The sequence below is a fragment of the Saccharopolyspora sp. NPDC047091 genome (assembly GCF_040643635.1).
Classification (GTDB): Bacteria; Actinomycetota; Actinomycetes; order Mycobacteriales; family Pseudonocardiaceae; genus Saccharopolyspora_C.
This window is the reverse complement of record NZ_JBEYUS010000020.1, coordinates 65,190-80,357: the sequence shown is the minus strand read 5'-3', so window position 1 is coordinate 80,357 and position 15,168 is coordinate 65,190. Positions and strand designations below refer to the sequence as shown.

General features: G+C 71.8%; 13 protein-coding genes and 3 pseudogenes. 9 read left to right on the top strand and 7 right to left on the bottom strand.

The window, feature by feature from the left end; translation table 11 throughout:
• The 7 genes and pseudogenes from ABZ805_RS11985 to ABZ805_RS11955 all read left to right on the top strand — a co-directional run.
• Positions 1-707: enoyl-CoA hydratase-related protein (locus ABZ805_RS11985; RefSeq protein ID WP_358438095.1), on the top strand; the 707-nt coding region annotated here is incomplete at its 5' end.
• A 241-nt stretch (positions 708-948) separates the two neighbouring features.
• A complete protein-coding gene (locus ABZ805_RS11980) occupies positions 949-2,160 on the top strand; it encodes an AGE family epimerase/isomerase (protein ID WP_358438092.1) in 1,212 nt (403 codons plus the stop codon).
• Positions 2,161-2,414: 254 nt separating this feature from the next.
• Positions 2,415-2,567, top strand: a pseudogene (locus tag ABZ805_RS11975) (transposase); the annotation flags it as partial.
• A gap of 76 nt (positions 2,568-2,643) precedes the next feature.
• Positions 2,644-2,733 (top strand): annotated as a pseudogene (locus ABZ805_RS11970) (IS5/IS1182 family transposase); the annotation flags it as partial.
• 240 nt (positions 2,734-2,973) lie between these two features.
• The gene (locus ABZ805_RS11965; RefSeq protein WP_358438089.1) at positions 2,974-3,939 is read left to right on the top strand and encodes an SDR family NAD(P)-dependent oxidoreductase; all 966 of its coding nucleotides are present in this window, start codon (positions 2,974-2,976) and stop codon (positions 3,937-3,939) included.
• On the top strand, positions 3,936-4,565 hold the full coding sequence (locus ABZ805_RS11960) for a TetR/AcrR family transcriptional regulator (RefSeq protein WP_358438086.1): 630 nt from the start codon (positions 3,936-3,938) through the stop codon (positions 4,563-4,565). The genes ABZ805_RS11965 and ABZ805_RS11960 overlap by 4 nt, the downstream gene beginning before the upstream one ends.
• A complete protein-coding gene (locus tag ABZ805_RS11955; protein WP_358438083.1) occupies positions 4,562-5,833 on the top strand; it encodes a M24 family metallopeptidase in 1,272 nt (423 codons plus the stop codon). The genes ABZ805_RS11960 and ABZ805_RS11955 overlap by 4 nt, the downstream gene beginning before the upstream one ends.
• 80 nt (positions 5,834-5,913) lie before the next feature.
• On the opposite strand, the pseudogene ABZ805_RS11950 reads toward ABZ805_RS11955, so the two are convergent.
• Both ABZ805_RS11950 and ABZ805_RS11945 read right to left on the bottom strand, forming a co-directional pair.
• Positions 5,914-6,036, bottom strand: a pseudogene (locus tag ABZ805_RS11950) (transposase); the annotation flags it as partial.
• A gap of 100 nt (positions 6,037-6,136) precedes the next feature.
• Complete coding sequence (locus ABZ805_RS11945) at positions 6,137-6,448, bottom strand: transposase (protein WP_358438115.1); 312 nt, start codon at positions 6,446-6,448, stop codon at positions 6,137-6,139.
• Between the two features lie 323 nt (positions 6,449-6,771).
• Between ABZ805_RS11945 and ABZ805_RS11940 the strand changes: the two genes are divergently transcribed.
• Positions 6,772-7,788, top strand: a complete 1,017-nt coding sequence (locus tag ABZ805_RS11940; RefSeq protein WP_358438080.1) for an NAD-dependent formate dehydrogenase — start codon at positions 6,772-6,774, stop codon at positions 7,786-7,788.
• Between the two features lie 48 nt (positions 7,789-7,836).
• On the opposite strand, the gene ABZ805_RS11935 is transcribed toward ABZ805_RS11940, so the two are convergent.
• From ABZ805_RS11935 to ABZ805_RS11925, 3 genes are all read right to left on the bottom strand, one after another.
• Positions 7,837-9,318: an aldehyde dehydrogenase family protein gene (locus ABZ805_RS11935; RefSeq protein WP_358438077.1), complete on the bottom strand. Its 1,482-nt coding sequence runs from the start codon at positions 9,316-9,318 to the stop codon at positions 7,837-7,839.
• 7 nt (positions 9,319-9,325) lie between these two features.
• The gene (locus ABZ805_RS11930) at positions 9,326-10,468 is read right to left on the bottom strand and encodes an acyl-CoA dehydrogenase family protein (protein ID WP_358438074.1); all 1,143 of its coding nucleotides are present in this window, start codon (positions 10,466-10,468) and stop codon (positions 9,326-9,328) included.
• Between the two features lie 217 nt (positions 10,469-10,685).
• Positions 10,686-11,897 carry a TetR family transcriptional regulator gene (locus ABZ805_RS11925; protein WP_358438072.1) on the bottom strand — a complete coding sequence of 404 codons (1,212 nt, stop codon included), beginning with the start codon at positions 11,895-11,897 and terminating at the stop codon, positions 10,686-10,688.
• A 285-nt stretch (positions 11,898-12,182) separates the two neighbouring features.
• Between ABZ805_RS11925 and ABZ805_RS11920 the strand changes: the two genes are divergently transcribed.
• A complete protein-coding gene (locus ABZ805_RS11920) occupies positions 12,183-12,785 on the top strand; it encodes a sigma-70 family RNA polymerase sigma factor (protein ID WP_358438069.1) in 603 nt (200 codons plus the stop codon).
• 43 nt (positions 12,786-12,828) lie between these two features.
• Here ABZ805_RS11920 and ABZ805_RS11915 read toward each other — a convergent pair whose 3' ends face one another.
• Positions 12,829-13,821, bottom strand: a complete 993-nt coding sequence (locus ABZ805_RS11915) for a sugar phosphate isomerase/epimerase (protein ID WP_358438066.1) — start codon at positions 13,819-13,821, stop codon at positions 12,829-12,831.
• 26 nt (positions 13,822-13,847) lie between these two features.
• The gene (locus ABZ805_RS11910; RefSeq protein ID WP_358438063.1) at positions 13,848-15,026 is read right to left on the bottom strand and encodes a Gfo/Idh/MocA family oxidoreductase; all 1,179 of its coding nucleotides are present in this window, start codon (positions 15,024-15,026) and stop codon (positions 13,848-13,850) included.
• Positions 15,027-15,168 lie beyond the last annotated feature (142 nt).

Sequence of the window (15,168 nt, the reverse complement as noted above, 5' to 3'; positions counted from 1 at the left end):
GACGGGTCCGGTGGCGGCGGCTGCCGGTGCCGGTGATCGCCGCGGTGCACGGCGTCGCCTACGGCGGCGGGCTGCAGCTCGCGCTCGGCGCGGACCTGCGGCTGCTCGCGCCGGACGCCCGGCTGTCCGTGCTGGAGATCAAGTGGGGACTGGTGCCGGACATGACCGGCACCCAGGTGCTGCCGGAGCTCGTCGGCCGCGACGTGGCCAAGGAGCTCACCTTCACCGGCCGGGTCGTGGCCGCCGCCGAGTCCGTGCGGCTCGGTCTCGCGACCAGGGTCGAGGCGGACCCGGTCGCCGCCGCGCACGAGCTGGCCGCCGAGATCGCCGCGAAGAGCCCGCAGGCCGTGCGGCAGGCCAAGCGGTTGCTGGAGGCCGCTGGGCGGGTCGACCTGGAGCAGGGCTTCGCCGCCGAGCAGGCCGCGCTCGCCGCGCTGCTGGGCGGCCCGGACCAGGTCGAGGCGGTGCGCGCTGCGTTCGACGGGCGGACACCCCGGTTCCACGACGCCCGGTCCGGCGAAGGTGGGTCCGGCGACTCCAGGTCCGGTGCCGCCCGGTCCGGCGACTCCAGGTCTGATGGCTCCGGGTCCGGCGACGCCCTGCCGGGCTACTCCACGTCCGGCGAGGCCCGGCTCGGCGATTCCGGTTCCGGTGGACCCCGGCCCGGCGACTCCGGGTCCGGTGCCGCCCGGCCCGGCGACTCCTAGCGCGGTGCCGTCCGCGCCCGCGGTGCTCGGCCCCGGTGCCGGGCGCCGCTGACCGCCCGTCATCACCCGGCCACGAGCCGAGAATCCACTGTGGACGAGACGGTCGCGCCACCGGAGGCGCCGTGGTGCGGCGGCGATTCGCTGTGCGAAGCTGGTGGTTCGGACCACCGACCGTCCGGCGGAACCCGGGACCGGTCGGATCGAACGGGCCCCGCGCCCGAAACGTCGGAAGGTAGGCGTCGTGACCGAACAATCGCAGGCGTTCGTGCCGGAGTGGGTGCGCGTCGAGCCGGAGCGGGTGCTCGCCTTCGCCGCGGCCGCCGCACACCCGGACGGCGGCTTCGCCTGGCTGGACTCCGCGGGCGCGCCGGTGCCGGAGCGGCCGGTGGAAACCTGGATCACCTGCCGCACCACGCACGTGCTCGCCCTCGCCGTCGCGCAGGGCCGGGACGATCTGCGGCCGCGGGTCGAGCACGGCGTGGCGGCGCTGCGCGGGCTGCTGCACGACGACGAGCACGGCGGCTGGTTCGCCTCGGTTACCGCCGCCGGTCCGGTCGCCGACCACAAGGGCGCTTACGAGCACGCGTTCGTGGTGCTCGCCGCCGCCAGCGCCGCTGCGATCGGCGCGGACGGTGGCCGGGAGCTGCTCGACGACGCGCTCGCGGTGCAGGACGCGCACTTCTGGGAGGAGGAGCACGGCCTGGTCGCCGACTCCTGGAACCGCTCCTGGGCCGAGCTGGAGCCCTACCGCGGTGTCAACGCGAACATGCACACCGTGGAGGCGTTGCTGGCCGCCGCCGACGTGACCGGTGCTCGCCGCTGGTCCGACCGCGCCGCCCGCATCGTCGAGAACGTGGTGCACCGCTTCGCCCGCGACAACGGCTGGCGGTTGCCGGAGCACTTCGACCCGAGCTGGAACGTGCGGCTGGACTACAACCGGGACAAGCCCGCCGACCAGTTCCGCCCGTACGGCGTGACCATCGGCCACCTGCTGGAGTGGTCCCGCCTGGCGCTGCACGTGCGGCACGCGCTGGGGGAGGAGGCGCCCGGCTGGCTGCTCGACGACGCGCGGGAGCTGTTCGCCACCGCGGTCCGCGACGGCTGGTACGTGGACGGCGCGGAGGGCTTTGTCTACACCACGGACTTCGACGGCACGCCGGTGGTGCGCAACCGCCTGCACTGGGTGATCGCCGAGGCGCTGGCGACCGCGTGGGCGTTGCACCAGGCGACGGGGGATGAGGAGTACGCCCGCTGGTTCGCCGTCTGGGCCGAGCACGCCGAGCGGTTCTTCGTGGACCGCGAGCTCGGTTCCTGGCGCCACGAGCTGGACGAGCACAACCGGCCGGCGGCCACGGTCTGGGAGGGCAAGCCCGACCTGTACCACGCCTACCAGGCGACGCTGCTGCCGCGGCTGCGGCCCGCGGCCTCGTTCATCGGCGCGCTGGTCGACTGATCATCGGTTGAACGCCCCGTCCGAGCGGCGGGGCGTTCTTCTCGCCCGACGTTCTCTGCCGACCAAATGTGTTCAGTGTCGACTGAAATCAATCCGCGAACGACCCGGTGTCGATCCGCGCGGAGCGGGTAGCCGGGAGGGCACGAAGACGCCCACCCCGCTCACCGCCTGTCTCTGAACCTGCCCGGCGGGTCGTGTCGGTTTCCTGTGAGCGGCGGAGCCGCTGAGCAGCCGACCACCTGAGACACCGGCGCCGCCGCCGGTGGGTCATCGAACGCTCAATGGCCTGGTTCACCGGCTACCGCCGCCTGACCCTGCGCTACGAACGTCGCGTCGACACCTTCAAAGCCTTCCTCGCCCTGGCAGTCGCCCTCGTCTGCTTCAAACGACTCCAACAAGCCAACTGAGACACGCTCTTAGCCGAGCAGGATGCGGCGGCGCAGGAGGGGGAAGCCCGCGCGGCCGTACATCTGTCGCTTGATCGTCCGGCTCGCCGTCACCGCGACCGGTGGCCACCGCAACGACGTCACCCAGCTGATCCCGCTGGTCGACGCCATCCCACTCATCCGCGGCATGGTCGGGTAAGCCGCGTCGTCGACCGCCAACTCTTAAGTCAACTGCGGGCCCGCCGGGTGATGCCGGCCGCGTAGACGTTGCCGTTGGCCCCGTCGAGGAAGGGACCGTCGGACCGCGCCGGCGACGGACAGGCCCAGTAACTGGCTCAGCACGACGGCGGGCTCACCCCAGGCCGCACTGGTTGACAGTGTCCACCTGCCTGGTAGGTTGACGTTGTCAACTTGGAGGTTTTCGATTATGTCCACGATTCTCATCACGGGCGGGCACTCGGGCATCGGCCTGACGGCGGCCCGTGAGCTCGCAGCCAGGGGCACCGATCTCGTCCTGGCCGGGCGCAGCGCGCAGCGCATGCAGCCGGTCAAGGACGCGCTCACGGCGGAGTACGCGGTGTCGGTGACCCTGCTGCTGCTCGACACGTCGTCGCTGATCTCGGTCCGCGGCGCCGCCACCGAGGTGGCCAAGCTCTGTGAAGCCGGCGAGATCGACTCGCTCGACGGGCTCGTCTGCAACGCCGGGGGCCGTTTCGACGGCGAGGTCACCTACAGCCCCGAGGGCTACGAGACGACGTTCGCCACGAACTACCTCGGGAACTTCCTGCTCGTTGATCTGCTGTTGCCGTACCTGGGGGAGGCGGCCCGGGTCGTGTTCACCGCCAGCGGCACCCACGATCGGGACTCGAGGGACGGCAGGATGGTCGGTGCCGCGGTCGAGCCGGACGCCGTCGCGCTGGCCAACGACGGTAAGGACGGCCGCAAGGCGCTCAGCGCCGGTAAGCGCTACGCCACTTCGAAGCTGTGCACAGTGATGTACGCCTACGAGCTGGACCGTCGGCTCCGCGGCGCCGGAAGCACGGTGGTGTCGATCGCCTTCGACCCGGGTTCGGTGCCGACCACGGGATTCTTGCGTGACATGCCGAAGGCCGTTCAGTGGTTCGCGGCCACCTCGTTGTTCTCGTGGTTGACCAAGCGCATCGGCGGTGTCGTCTCCGACGTCGGGTTCTCCGGGGCGTCTTTGGCCGAGCTCGCGAGCTCCCCGGAGTACGGGGACCGCTCCGGTGAGTACTTCCAGGCCAACGACGGGACCCTGTCCTCCGTCCGGTCGGCCCATCTAACCTACGACAGGCGGCGCGCGAAGAAACTGTGGGAGGACTCGGCACGGCTCGTCGCGCGCGCGGCGGACGACGAGCCCGCCCGAGTCCGATGAACACCGCGCAACGGCTGGTGGCGGCCGCCGCGGAACTTCTCGACGAGGGCGGGCAGTCCACCGTGACGCTACGCGCAGTCGCCGCCGCGACCGGAGTTTCGCATAACGCGCCCTACAAACACTTCACGAGCCGCGATGACCTGCTCGCCGCTGTCGCTGCGGCCGACTTCACCGCGATCACCGAGTCTTGGACGACGATCAGGGAATCGTCCCCGGTTCCGGTGGAAAGCCTGCTCGACGCGCTCGATGTCGTCATCCGGTTCAGCCAGGATCATCCGGCGCGCTACCGGCTGCTCTTCGGTACGCCCGACGTCGCCGCGCAGGGCGGAGACCTGGGCGACGCCGCCGAGACGGCGCTGCGGGTGTTCTCCGACATCGTCGCCGGCTGCCAGCAGGCCGGCGCCCTGCCACCGTCCTCGAGCCACAACCTCGGGATCATCATTTTCGCGGCCACCCACGGCCTGATCGACGCCGACGCGAGCGGCCGGCTCCGATCCCGGTCCGGCTGGACCGACGTCCGGGCAGGAATGCGGTTCCTGATCGGTCTCCTCCGCGGTCAGACGCCTGCACACGCAGCACACCCCACCCAGCCGAACACACCCAGCACGGAGACACGAGACGCATGACCACCACCGAGGTACCGACCTTTTCCTTCACCGAGCGCGACCGGCGTTACACCCTCGCGAGGTCCTTCCTGGCCGACGAGGGGCTGGACGCGTTGCTGGTCTACGGCGAGCACGAGGACGCCGGCCCGGCGCCGGTCGCCTACGACACCTGGTTCACCAACAGCCGGCCGGGATCGCTCGTCGTCTTCCCGCGGACCGGTGAGCCGATCGCGCTGCTGCCGGGCCCCATGTTCGTCATGGACCACCTCGAAGCCTCCCGACGTGGCGAGAAGATGTGGATCCCGCCGCACAACCTGCGCGGTACCCGCCACTCCGCCACCATCATCGAGACGCTGTCCGGACTGGGCTTGGACAAGGCTGCCATCGGAGTGGTCGGCCTGGGAGCGCACCTGCCGTGGAATCCGGAGGGGATCATTCCGCACGGTCAGTGGAGCAGGGTCCTCGACCGGTTCCCCGAAGCGGAGTTCCGTCCGGTCGACCTCGCCTTCGGGCAGCTCATCATGCCGCTGGGCGAGGAGGAGATCGCCGTGCTCCGGCACTCCGCCGCGATCGGCGAGGCCATGGTGCGGGCCATGGTCGCGACTGCGGCTCCCGGCGTCCCGGAGAGCGACGTGTACGCGGCGGGCATGGCCGAGGGCTACCGGAACGGCTCGTTGCCGCCGGCGATGCACCTGTGGTCCGGGCCGGACGTGATCGCCGCCGGGATCCCGTCGTGGGGACAGCGGCCCGGGGCCCCGCGCGTCTTGGCCGAGGGCGACGTCATCTACGCCGAGGTGTTCTCCAACTTCGGCGGGCGTCACGCACAGAACCAGGTCACCATCACCGTCGGCGAGGTGCACGCGGACTTCCACCGCGCCGGCCGGGTCGCCCGCGCCGCCTACGACGCGGGGCTGAGGGCCCTGCGCCCCGGCGGTACCTTCGGCGACGTCGTCGAGGCCATGCACGAGCCCATCGACGCCGCCGACGGCTGGCCGTTCCTCATCGCCGTCCACTCGCTCAACCCCGGTCTCTCGGTGGGCAAGGGCCGAGGAGTCTTCAGCACCATCCCCGGCACCGAGGGGTACCCGAAGGTCTCCGACTACCCCGCGTTCCTCGCCGAGATGACCCTCGTGCCGGGAATGAGCTTCGCCTTCGAGCCGAACTACGCCTACAACCGCCACCTCGCCCACCTCGGCGGCACAGTCGTCGTCGGTGAGGACGGGCCCATCGAACTCAGCCCCTACTCCGCCCAGCTCCTCCCCGCGGCCGGACTCGGTCCCGTCTCATGACCCTTCCCCGAACCCGAGTCCGGCGTTCGTTGGTTCTCAGAGGGTGTTGTGGATCTGTGGTTTAGGTGTGTGGGGAGGGGTTCGTTGTCTCGGGCGAGGCGTCGGTGGCGGGTGAGCCAGCCGAAGGTGCGTTCCACGACCCAGCGGCGGGGGAGGACGGTGAAGCCTCGTGCGGTGGCGGGCCGGGTGACGATGTCGAGGGTGACTCCGAGTTCGGTGCGGGTCCAGGTTTCCATGCCGCCGCCTTTCGGGCCGCCTAGCCGCCGTCGGCCCAGACACGGGTGATCGATCGGTAACGACTGCTCAGGCGGCGCAGGATCTCTCGGCCGCCGCGCTCGCCCCGGTCTTGAGGTGTCGTTTCCGTCCGCGGGTGCGTTTCCCGGCGTCGTAGCCCAGATCGCTGCCTCCTTCACCGGTGACGATCGACCGGGCGTCCGGGATCGCCGCAGTCGGGGCGGGGTCACGGCCGGTGTGGGTGCGGAGCCGGTCTCGGAGGATGTCGTGCAGGCGGGTGAAGGTGCCGTCGGCGGCCCATCGCCGGTACCAGCGGTAGACGGTGTGCCAGGGCGGCAGAGCACGCGGAAGCATCCGCCACGCACATCCCGACCGCAGCACGAACAAGATCCGTCCAACACCAGCCGGTCACCGTATTTCCGTGCCACACCGCCCTTCCTGCGGTCCGGCACGGGCATCAACGGCTCCAGCACCGCCCACTCCTGATCACTCAGACTCGACGGATACCCATGACCGACGATCATCCCCGCCAGGTCCCTCGCTTGCATACACACAACGAGATCCTGGCGGGGGTGATCTTGTCTGGCCAACCCAGATCCACAACGCTCTCTCAGCGGCTTCCTCGCGAGGACGGCGATGTCGCCGTGTGCCGGACATACATCGGACATCGATCCCGCAGCGAGACAGGCAGTAAGGAGGCGGCCGTGAAGTTCGTTGCCGTCCTGTACCCCGGTCCCACCGAGCAGCACGTCGACCACTCCGGGCTGGAGCTGCTCGGCAGCGCCGAAGGCGCGCTGGGCCTGCGCAAGCAGCTCGAATCCGAAGGCCACGAGTACGTCGTGCTCAGCGACCGGGACGAGGCCCTGCGCGAGCACCTGCCCGACGCCGACGTGTTCATCACGACGCCGTTCTGGCCCACCTACCTCTCCGGCGACGACCTCCGCGGGGCGCGGCGGCTGAAGCTGGTGCTGACCGCGGGCGTCGGTTCCGACCACATCGACTCGGACACCGCGGCCGAGCTCGGCATCACCGTCGCCGAGATCACCGGCAGCAACGTGGTCAGCGTCGCCGAGCACGCGGTGATGCAGCTGCTCGCCCTGGTGCGCAACTACCTCCCGGCCTACCGGCAGGTGGTGGACGGCCGCTGGGACATCGCCGACATCGCCGCCCGGTCGCACGACGTCGAGGACAAGACCGTCGGCATCATCGGCATGGGCCAGATCGGGCAGCGGATCGCGTTGCGGCTCAAGGGGTTCGACGTGCGGATGCTGTACAACACCCGGCACCGCCGCAGCACCACCGAAGAAGCGGTGTTCGGCGCCCGGTTCAAGCACCTGGACGACCTGGTGGCGCAGTCGGACGCGATCGTGCTGTCCTGCCCGCTGACGTCCGAGACCAAGGGGATGTTCGGCGAGGAACGGCTGCGCTCGATGCGGCCCGGTGCGTGGCTGGTGAACATCGCCCGCGGACAGCTCGTGGACACCGATGCGCTGGTGCGGGTGCTGGAGGACGGGCACCTCGGCGGCTACGCGGGTGACGTCTGGTACCCGCAACCCGCGCCGGCCGACCACCCGTGGCGGAGCATGCCGGGGCACGCGCTGACCCCGCACGTGTCCGGCACCAGCCTCGAAGCCCAGCAGCGCTACGCGGCCGGGGTGCAGGACTCGGTGCGGCGCTTCCTCGCGGGCGAACCCCTCCAGGACGACTACGTCGTCGCCTGATCCCGCCGGGGTGGGCGGCCCGGTCGCCGGGGAGCGGGCCGCCCGGGTTCAGCGGGCTCGACCGTGGCGCAGGCGGACGATCCGCTCCACCAGGCGCATCGTCCGGGCCGTGCGCTCGAAGCTCATCAGCGCCATGCCGGGGATCGCGAACCGCTGCCGCGTCAACGAGTGCGGGCGGCTGAACTCCCGCAGCCCCTCCGCGCCGTGGATGCGGCCGAACCCGGAGGCGCCGACCCCGCCGAACGGCAGCGCCGCCACCGCCGCGAAGCCCAGCACCGCGTTCACCGAGGTGGCCCCGGCGCGGAGCCGCCGCGCGATCTCCATCCCGCGCCCGCGGGAGAACACGGTCGACGCCAGCCCGAACTCGGTGGCGTTGGCCAGCCGCACCGCCTCGTCGACCGAGTCCACGGTGCGGACCGTGACCGTCGGGCCGAAGGTCTCCTCGCGCACCGCGGCGGAATCCTCGTCGGTGTCCAGCAGCAGCACCGGATCCACGTACGGCGGGCTCACCGAGTCGGCGCCGCCGACCCGGGCCGTGCCGCCGTGCGCGAGCGCGTCCTCGACGTGCCCGCGCACGATCTCCACTTGGGAGGGCACCGTCATCGGCCCGTAGTCCACCCCGGCCCGCACCTGGCGCAGCCTGCGCTCCAGCTCGGCGAGGAACGCCTCCCGGACCTCGCGCACCACGTAGATCCGCTCCACCCCGACGCAGGTCTGCCCGCTGTTGGACATCGCGCCCCACGCGGCGGCGTCCGCGGCCGCGGCCAGGTCGGCGTCGGCGGCGACGATCAGCGCGTCCTTGCCGCCGCACTCGACGAGCACCGGGGTGAGCGTCTCCGCGCAGGTCGCCATGATCTTCTTGCCGGTGGCGGTGGAGCCGGTGAACGCGAGCTTGTCCACCCCGGCCCTGCACAGCGCCGCACCGGTCTCGCCGCCGCCCTGCACCGCGGTGAGCACGCCCGCGGGCGCGTCCGGGTTCGCCGCCGCGAACGCCTCCGCGTAGTACCGCCCGACGGCGGGCGTGTGTTCGCTGGGTTTGAACACGACCGCGTTGCCCGCGGCGAGCGCGTAGGCGATGGAGCCGTTCGGGGTGAACAGCGGGTAGTTCCACGGCCCGATCACACCGACCACGCCCAGCGGCCGCTGCTCGATCCGCGCCGCGTGGTTGGCCATCAGCGGGCCGGGCGAGACCGAGCGCGGCCGCAGCACGGATCGGGCGTGGCGCGCGGCCCAGCGGATGTGCTCCAGGGTGAGGGTGAGTTCGAGGAAGGCGTCGTCGCGCGGTTTGCCGTTCTCGGCGCGCACGAGCGCGGTGATCTCCTCGGCGTGCCGGGTCAGGTGCGCGGCCCAGCGCAGCAGGCGGCGCTCCCGGTCGGCGAAGCCGAGTCCGGCCCACCAGGTGGCGGCCGTGCGGGCACGGGCGACGGCGGCGGCGACCTGCTCGGGTCCGTCGACGTCGAACTCGGCGACCAGGCTGCCGTCGGCGGGATCGGTGGAGCGCAGCCGCGGTGCCACGGGCGTGTCGGTCATGTCGTCCTCACAGCCCGTAGGTCTTGCCGATGATGTCGCGCTGGATCTCGCTGGTGCCGCCGTACACGGTGGACACGACGGTGGAGCGCAGCAGCGCCTCCATCCCGTACTCGGTGGCGTAGCCGTAGCCGCCGAGCATCTGCATGCCTTCCAGGGACACGTGCTTGGCGAGCTCGGTGCACTTGAGCTTCGCCATCGACGCTTCGCGCGGGAAGGTGCGGTCCGGTTCCTCGTCGATCTGCCGCGCCACGTCGTCGACGAGCAGCCGGGCGCACTCCAATTCCGTTGCCATGTCGGCGATCCGGTGCCGCAGCGCCTGGAAGGTGCCGATGGGGCGGCCGAACTGCTCGCGTTCCTTGACGTAGGCGACGGTGTCGTCGAAGGCGCGGCGCGCGGTGCCGAGCATCAGCGCGGCGAGGATCATCCGCTCCAGGTTGAGCCCGGCCATCAGCTGCTTCCAGCCCTGGTCCACGGTGCCGACCACGGCGTCGTCGGGCACGAAGCAGTCGGTGAAGTACAGGTCGTTGACCTCGCGCCCGCCCATGGTGTCGATGCCCTGGACCTGCAGGCCGGGGGTGCCGGTGGGCACCATGAACTGGGTGAGGCCCTCGTGCTTGCTGCCGCCGGTCCCGGTGCGGGCGATGAGCAGCACGTGGTCGGCGAGGTGCGCGTTGGAGCACCACGTCTTCTGGCCGTTGATCACCCAGCCGCCGTCGCGTCGTTCGGCCTTGCAGGTGAGCGCGCCGACGTCGGAGCCGGCGCCGGGTTCGGACATGGAGATCGCTTCGACCCGGCCGCGCACGACGCCGTCGAGGACGGTGCGCTGCTGCTCCGGCGTGCCGAACTTCGCGTAGGCGGCGGCGGAGATGATGGTGGTGGCGAAGCCGCCGATGGGGGCGCGGCCGTAGGCGGTCTCCTCCAGGAACAGGCACAGGTCGGTCATGCCGAGACCCGCGCCGCCGTACTCCTCGGGGATGTAGACGCCCAGCCAGCCCAGGTCGGCCATCTTGGCGTAGAGCTCCTGGTTGTGCAGGTGCGTCCCGCCGTCGGTGAGCTCGTCGCGCTGCTGCTTGCTGCCGCATTCGCGGCGGCAGAACTCGGAGATCGCCTGGACGAAGTCGCGTCGCTCGTCGCTGAGGACTCGGGGCATGGTCGTTTCCTTCCGGGATGGCCGGACGTGATCCCTCGGGGAGTGGTCGGCCGAGACGGGCCGCACCCGAGGTGAACTGTAAATCCCGATTAACTTAGTGGCAAGGATCGGCGGAACCACCTGCGACTACGGCGAAAACAGCGCAAATGGAGCGGTGCAGGTGCGACCCGCGATTCACCCGGGCGGGTGCGGTGCGATTCGGCCGGAGGGCGGGTGATCAGACGCGGTGCAGCACGTCCAGCGCGAGGTGCGCGGCCTGCTCCGGGGTGGCGACCGGCCGGCTCGCCATCGCCAGATCGTTGATCACGTTCAGCGCGGCCTGCGCGGTCACCTGCACGTGCCGGGCGTCCGGGCGCACCCGCTCCGCCACCACCGTCCACTGCCGCACGTGGTCGCGCTGCGCCCGCCGCAGCTCGTGCCGGTCGCCGGTGGGCAGGTTCTTGTACTCCGAGAGGTAGACGGCGAGCAGGTCCCGGTTGCGGAACGCGAAGTCCACGTAGGCGGCCACCAGCCCGTGGCGCGCGGCCTCGGCGTCCGGGGCGTCGGCCACCGCCTGCCCGCAGGCCGAGGTGAGCCGGTCGGCGGCCCGGTAGTACACGGCGGCCAGCAGGTCGGCCTTGCCGCTGAAGTGGCGGTACACGCTGGAGGCGTTGATGCCGGCCGCGGCGCCGATGTCCTCCATGCTCACGGCGTGGAAGCCGCGCCTGCGGAACAGCGGGACGGCGGCCGCCAGCAGCTTCTCCCGGCGCGCGGCGAGTTCGGGAACCCCGTTCCCGGCCGGTGCGGCCGAAGCGGGGGAGTCGGCCGGTGGTTCGGCGGCCAGCAGCACCGCCGCGATCGAGCGCAGCAGCGATTCGGCCACCTTGTCGCCGAGTGCGATCCGGTGCGTGGACCAGCCGGCGATTCCGCTGAGCGCGGCGGAGGCCAGCAGCCGCGCGGTGCCCGGGTTCAGCTCGGGGCGCACGGCGGCGAGGCGGTGCGCCAGCACCGAGACCAGCTCGCCCAGGCAGCGGGCCACGTGCCTGCGGTCCTCGTCGTCGAGGTGGCGCGCTTCCCACTGGTAGAGCCGGATGCTGCGGCGGCGGTGCACGACCAGTTCGGCGACCGCGCCGACGACGGCGTCGAGCTTGTCCCGGTCGCTGCCGGGTTCGGCGTCGGCCTGCCGAGCGCATTCAGTGAGGGCCGCGGCGAATTCGCGGGCCGCGTGCGCCAGGATGCCCTGCTTGTTGGGGAAGTGGCGGTAGATCGCGGGCCCGGTGATCCCGGCGGCGGAGGCGATCTCGCCGAGTCCGACGCCGTGGTAGCCGCGTTCGCTGAACAGTTCCGCGGCGATGGCGGAGATCTGCGCCCGCCGGTCGCCGGTGCGCCGCCGCGAGGTGCCGGTCCCGGTTCCACGGGTGCCGGTTCCGCGGGTGCTCGGAGATGCCATGAGTGATACCTCCGTTGCTCGCCGCACCGTCGCGCGCCGACTTTACACTTCGGCGCTCTTCGTGGCAGGGCAGGCGGTCGCGGCCTTGACGGTCTTCTACGGCGCCACCTATGTTAATCGTAATTCGCATCGCGCCGGGTTCTCGAACAGCACGTGGAGAAGCCAGCACGCCCGGTGCGCCGACCCTTCCCCGGATCACCGTCGATCGTGGAGGCGCCCAGTGAACGACACCGCAGGCAACCGGCGACCACCCGGCGCGGCCCCGGAACGCACCGGGAGGGCGGCATGACCGCCGCGGTGCGCGCCCCGGAACCGCTGACCGGGGAGGCGGCGTGGGAACTGGTGGAACGGGCCCAGCACGGCGACCGGGTCGCGTTCGGCAGGCTCTACGAGCGGTACCGGCCGCTGGTGAGCCACTTCCTGTGCGCGCGCATCCACGACTTCAGCACCGTCGAAGACCTCGTGCACGAGACGTTCGCGCGGGCGCTGCACAGCATCCGCACCGTCCGGCGCGGCAGCGACGACCCGGGTGCCTGGTTCGTCACCATCGCCCGGCACCTGCTGCTGGACCACGTCAAGTCGGCGCGCAACCGCCGCGAGGTCGTCACCGCCGACTTCGACCCGGATCGGCGCAGCGCCGACGCGCTGGAAGACCTGGTGCTGGACCGGATGATGGCCGCCCGGTTGTGGTCCCGCGCCGGTGACCTCAGCGACGACCAGCACCAGTGCCTGGTGCTGCGGTTCGCGCTGGGGCTGACCGTGGAGCAGACCGCGAGCCGGATGGGCCGCGACGGGGGCGCGGTGCGCGCCCTGCAGTACCGGGCGGTGCGGCGGCTCGGCGCGCTGCTGCGCGAGGACGCCTGGGAGAACATCCCGCAACCCCGCTGAACGACCCCACCCGGCTCGCGTTCCCGGGCGGGGCCGTTCCCGATCACGCGCGGGCGGCCGCGGCGGTGAGGTGCTCGGCGGCGACCTGGAGCCCTTCCAACTGCCCCAGCTCCAGGTCCTCGTGCTCGATGTTCACCGCCATCGCCGGGTCGACCTGCCACAGCGCGCGCAGGAACCGGGTCCAGAAGTCCTCGTCGTGCCCGCGCCCGACCGCGACGAACTCCCAGCTCGGGTCCTGCGGCCAGCGGTTCAGGGTGTAGCGCCCGCCCAGCGAGGTCGCCGCGTCGGCGGGCACCCGGTGGAACCGGTCGTCCAGCACCCCGTGCACCCGCCGGTTGGCCTCGTTGATCCGGGTGTCCTTCGCCGCGGCGTGGCGCACCAGCGGCCCGAGGTGTTCGACCGCGGCGACCGGGTCGATGCCCTGCCAGAACAGGTGGCTGGGGTCGAGCTCGGCGGCGAGGTGCGTGGCGCCGGTGCGCTCCACCAGCCGTTCGAGGGTGGCCGGGTTGAACACCAGGTTGTGCGGGTGCATCTCGATGCACACGTGCACGTCGTGCTCGGCGGCCAGCGCGCCGATCTCCCGCCAGAACGGGACCGCGACCTCCTCCCACTGGTACTCCAGCGAATCCAGGTAGGCGCTGTCCCACGGCACGATCGACCAGGACGGTTCCCGGCCGCCCCGGTGCGCGGCGGGCAGGCCGGACATCGACACCAGCCGCCGGACGCCGAGCCTGCCGCCGACCTCGATGGCGCGGCGCAGGTCCCGGGCGTGGGCCTCCCGGACCTTCGGGTCCGGGTGCAGCGGGTTGCCGTTCACGTTCAGCCCGGTGAGCTCGACCCCTTCGGCGGCGAACGTGCCGAGGTAATCGTCGCGGGCGGTGTCGCTGCCGAGCACGTCGTCGATCGGCAGGTGCGGCGCGGGCAGGAAACCACCCGCGTTGATCTCGGCCCCGCTGAGGCCGAGCGAGGCGATGGCGCGCAGTGCTGCGCGCAGGTCCAGGTCGTGCAGGATCGCCGTGTACACGCCGAGTCGCATGGCAGGTCCTCTCCGTCGAAGTTCGGTCAGTCGATGCGGACGGCCGCGCCGCCGTCCGCGGCCGAGGTGGTGGCGGCGCGCAGCACGCGCAGGTTGTGCGCCCCGTGCGCGAAGTCCGGGCAGGCGGGCAGCCCGTCGTCCACGCCGGCGATCTCGTCGAGGAACGCCCTGGCCTGGAAGACGAACGCGTCGTTGACGCCGAGCCCGACGCTGGGGAAGTCCATCGGCAGCCCGCCCGTGATGTAGGGATGCTCCGGCCCGAGCAGCACCTGCCGGTACCCCTCGCCGGAGGCGCTGTCCATCAGCCCGAACTCGGCGGGCCTGCGCAGGTCGAAGGTGGCGGCGCCCTTCGTGCCGAACACCTCGAACCGCAGCGAGTTCGGGTGCCCGCGCGCCACCCGGGATACCGCCAGCGAACTGGACGCGCCGGAGGCGTGCTCGGCGGTGAACGCCGCGTAGTCCTCGTTGCCGACCGGTTCGCGGTCGGCGCCGACGGCGGCCTTGGCGTGCCCGACGACCGCGCCCAGCGGCACCGGCCGGTCCGCGGTCCAGGTGCGCAGCGTGCCGCCGGCGACGGACACCGCAGGGCCGCAGAGGAACTCGGCGACGTCGGAGAGGTGGCTGCCGATGTCGGCCAGCGCTCCGGAACCGGGACCGCCGCGGTAGCGCCAGCTGATCGGTGCGTCCGAGTCGCAGCCGTAGTCGGTCCAGTAGCGGCCGCTGAAGTGCAGCACCTCGCCGAGCCGCCCGGATTCGACGAGCTCGCGGACGGCGGCGATGGCGGGGGAGCGGCGGAAGGTGAAGCCGGTGCGCCCGAGGACGCCGGCGCGGTCGGCGGCGTCGGCCATCGCCTCCGCGTCGGCGACGGTCGGGGCCAGCGGTTTCTCGCACAGCACGTGCTTTCCCGCGGCGGTGAGGGCTTCGACGATCTCGCGGTGCAGCGGGTTGGCGACCACGACGCTGACCGCATGCACGTCGTCGGCCTCGGCGACGGCTTGCCAGGACTCGTCGGCGCGGGCGTAGCCGAACCGGTTCGCGGTACCGCGGGCGAACTCGGGGTTGAGGTCGGCGATGGTGACCAGCCGGACCCGCGGCCCGGCGCCGGCGCGACTGGCCCCGGCGATGGTGGTGGCGCTGCGGTAGCCGGCGGCGTGCGCGCGCCCCGCCATGCCCGCGCCGATGACGGCGACTCCGATGTCGTTCATCGTTCTCCTGCCGTGTGCGGTGGGTTCCGTTGCGGCGGAACGGAATCGGACGGATCCCGGTGCGCCGCCCCGGCGGGTTGAACCGGTTTATTAGACCGGTTTAACGACGGCTACTATGAGGTCCCCCGCGACGGCGTGTCAA

Bases quoted from the DNA above. Each gene is read 5' to 3' on its own strand.
- ABZ805_RS11965 (WP_358438089.1), top strand. From the start codon at position 2,974: ATGTCCACGATTCTCATCACGGGCGGGCACTCGGGCATCGGCCTGACG.
- ABZ805_RS11960 (WP_358438086.1), top strand. From the start codon at position 3,936: ATGAACACCGCGCAACGGCTGGTGGCGGCCGCCGCGGAACTTCTCGAC.
- ABZ805_RS11955 (WP_358438083.1), top strand. From the start codon at position 4,562: ATGACCACCACCGAGGTACCGACCTTTTCCTTCACCGAGCGCGACCGG.
- ABZ805_RS11935 (WP_358438077.1), bottom strand. From the start codon at position 9,318: ATGACCGACACGCCCGTGGCACCGCGGCTGCGCTCCACCGATCCCGCC.
- ABZ805_RS11930 (WP_358438074.1), bottom strand. From the start codon at position 10,468: ATGCCCCGAGTCCTCAGCGACGAGCGACGCGACTTCGTCCAGGCGATC.
- ABZ805_RS11925 (WP_358438072.1), bottom strand. From the start codon at position 11,897: ATGGCATCTCCGAGCACCCGCGGAACCGGCACCCGTGGAACCGGGACC.
- ABZ805_RS11920 (WP_358438069.1), top strand. From the start codon at position 12,183: ATGACCGCCGCGGTGCGCGCCCCGGAACCGCTGACCGGGGAGGCGGCG.
- ABZ805_RS11915 (WP_358438066.1), bottom strand. From the start codon at position 13,821: ATGCGACTCGGCGTGTACACGGCGATCCTGCACGACCTGGACCTGCGC.
- ABZ805_RS11910 (WP_358438063.1), bottom strand. From the start codon at position 15,026: ATGAACGACATCGGAGTCGCCGTCATCGGCGCGGGCATGGCGGGGCGC.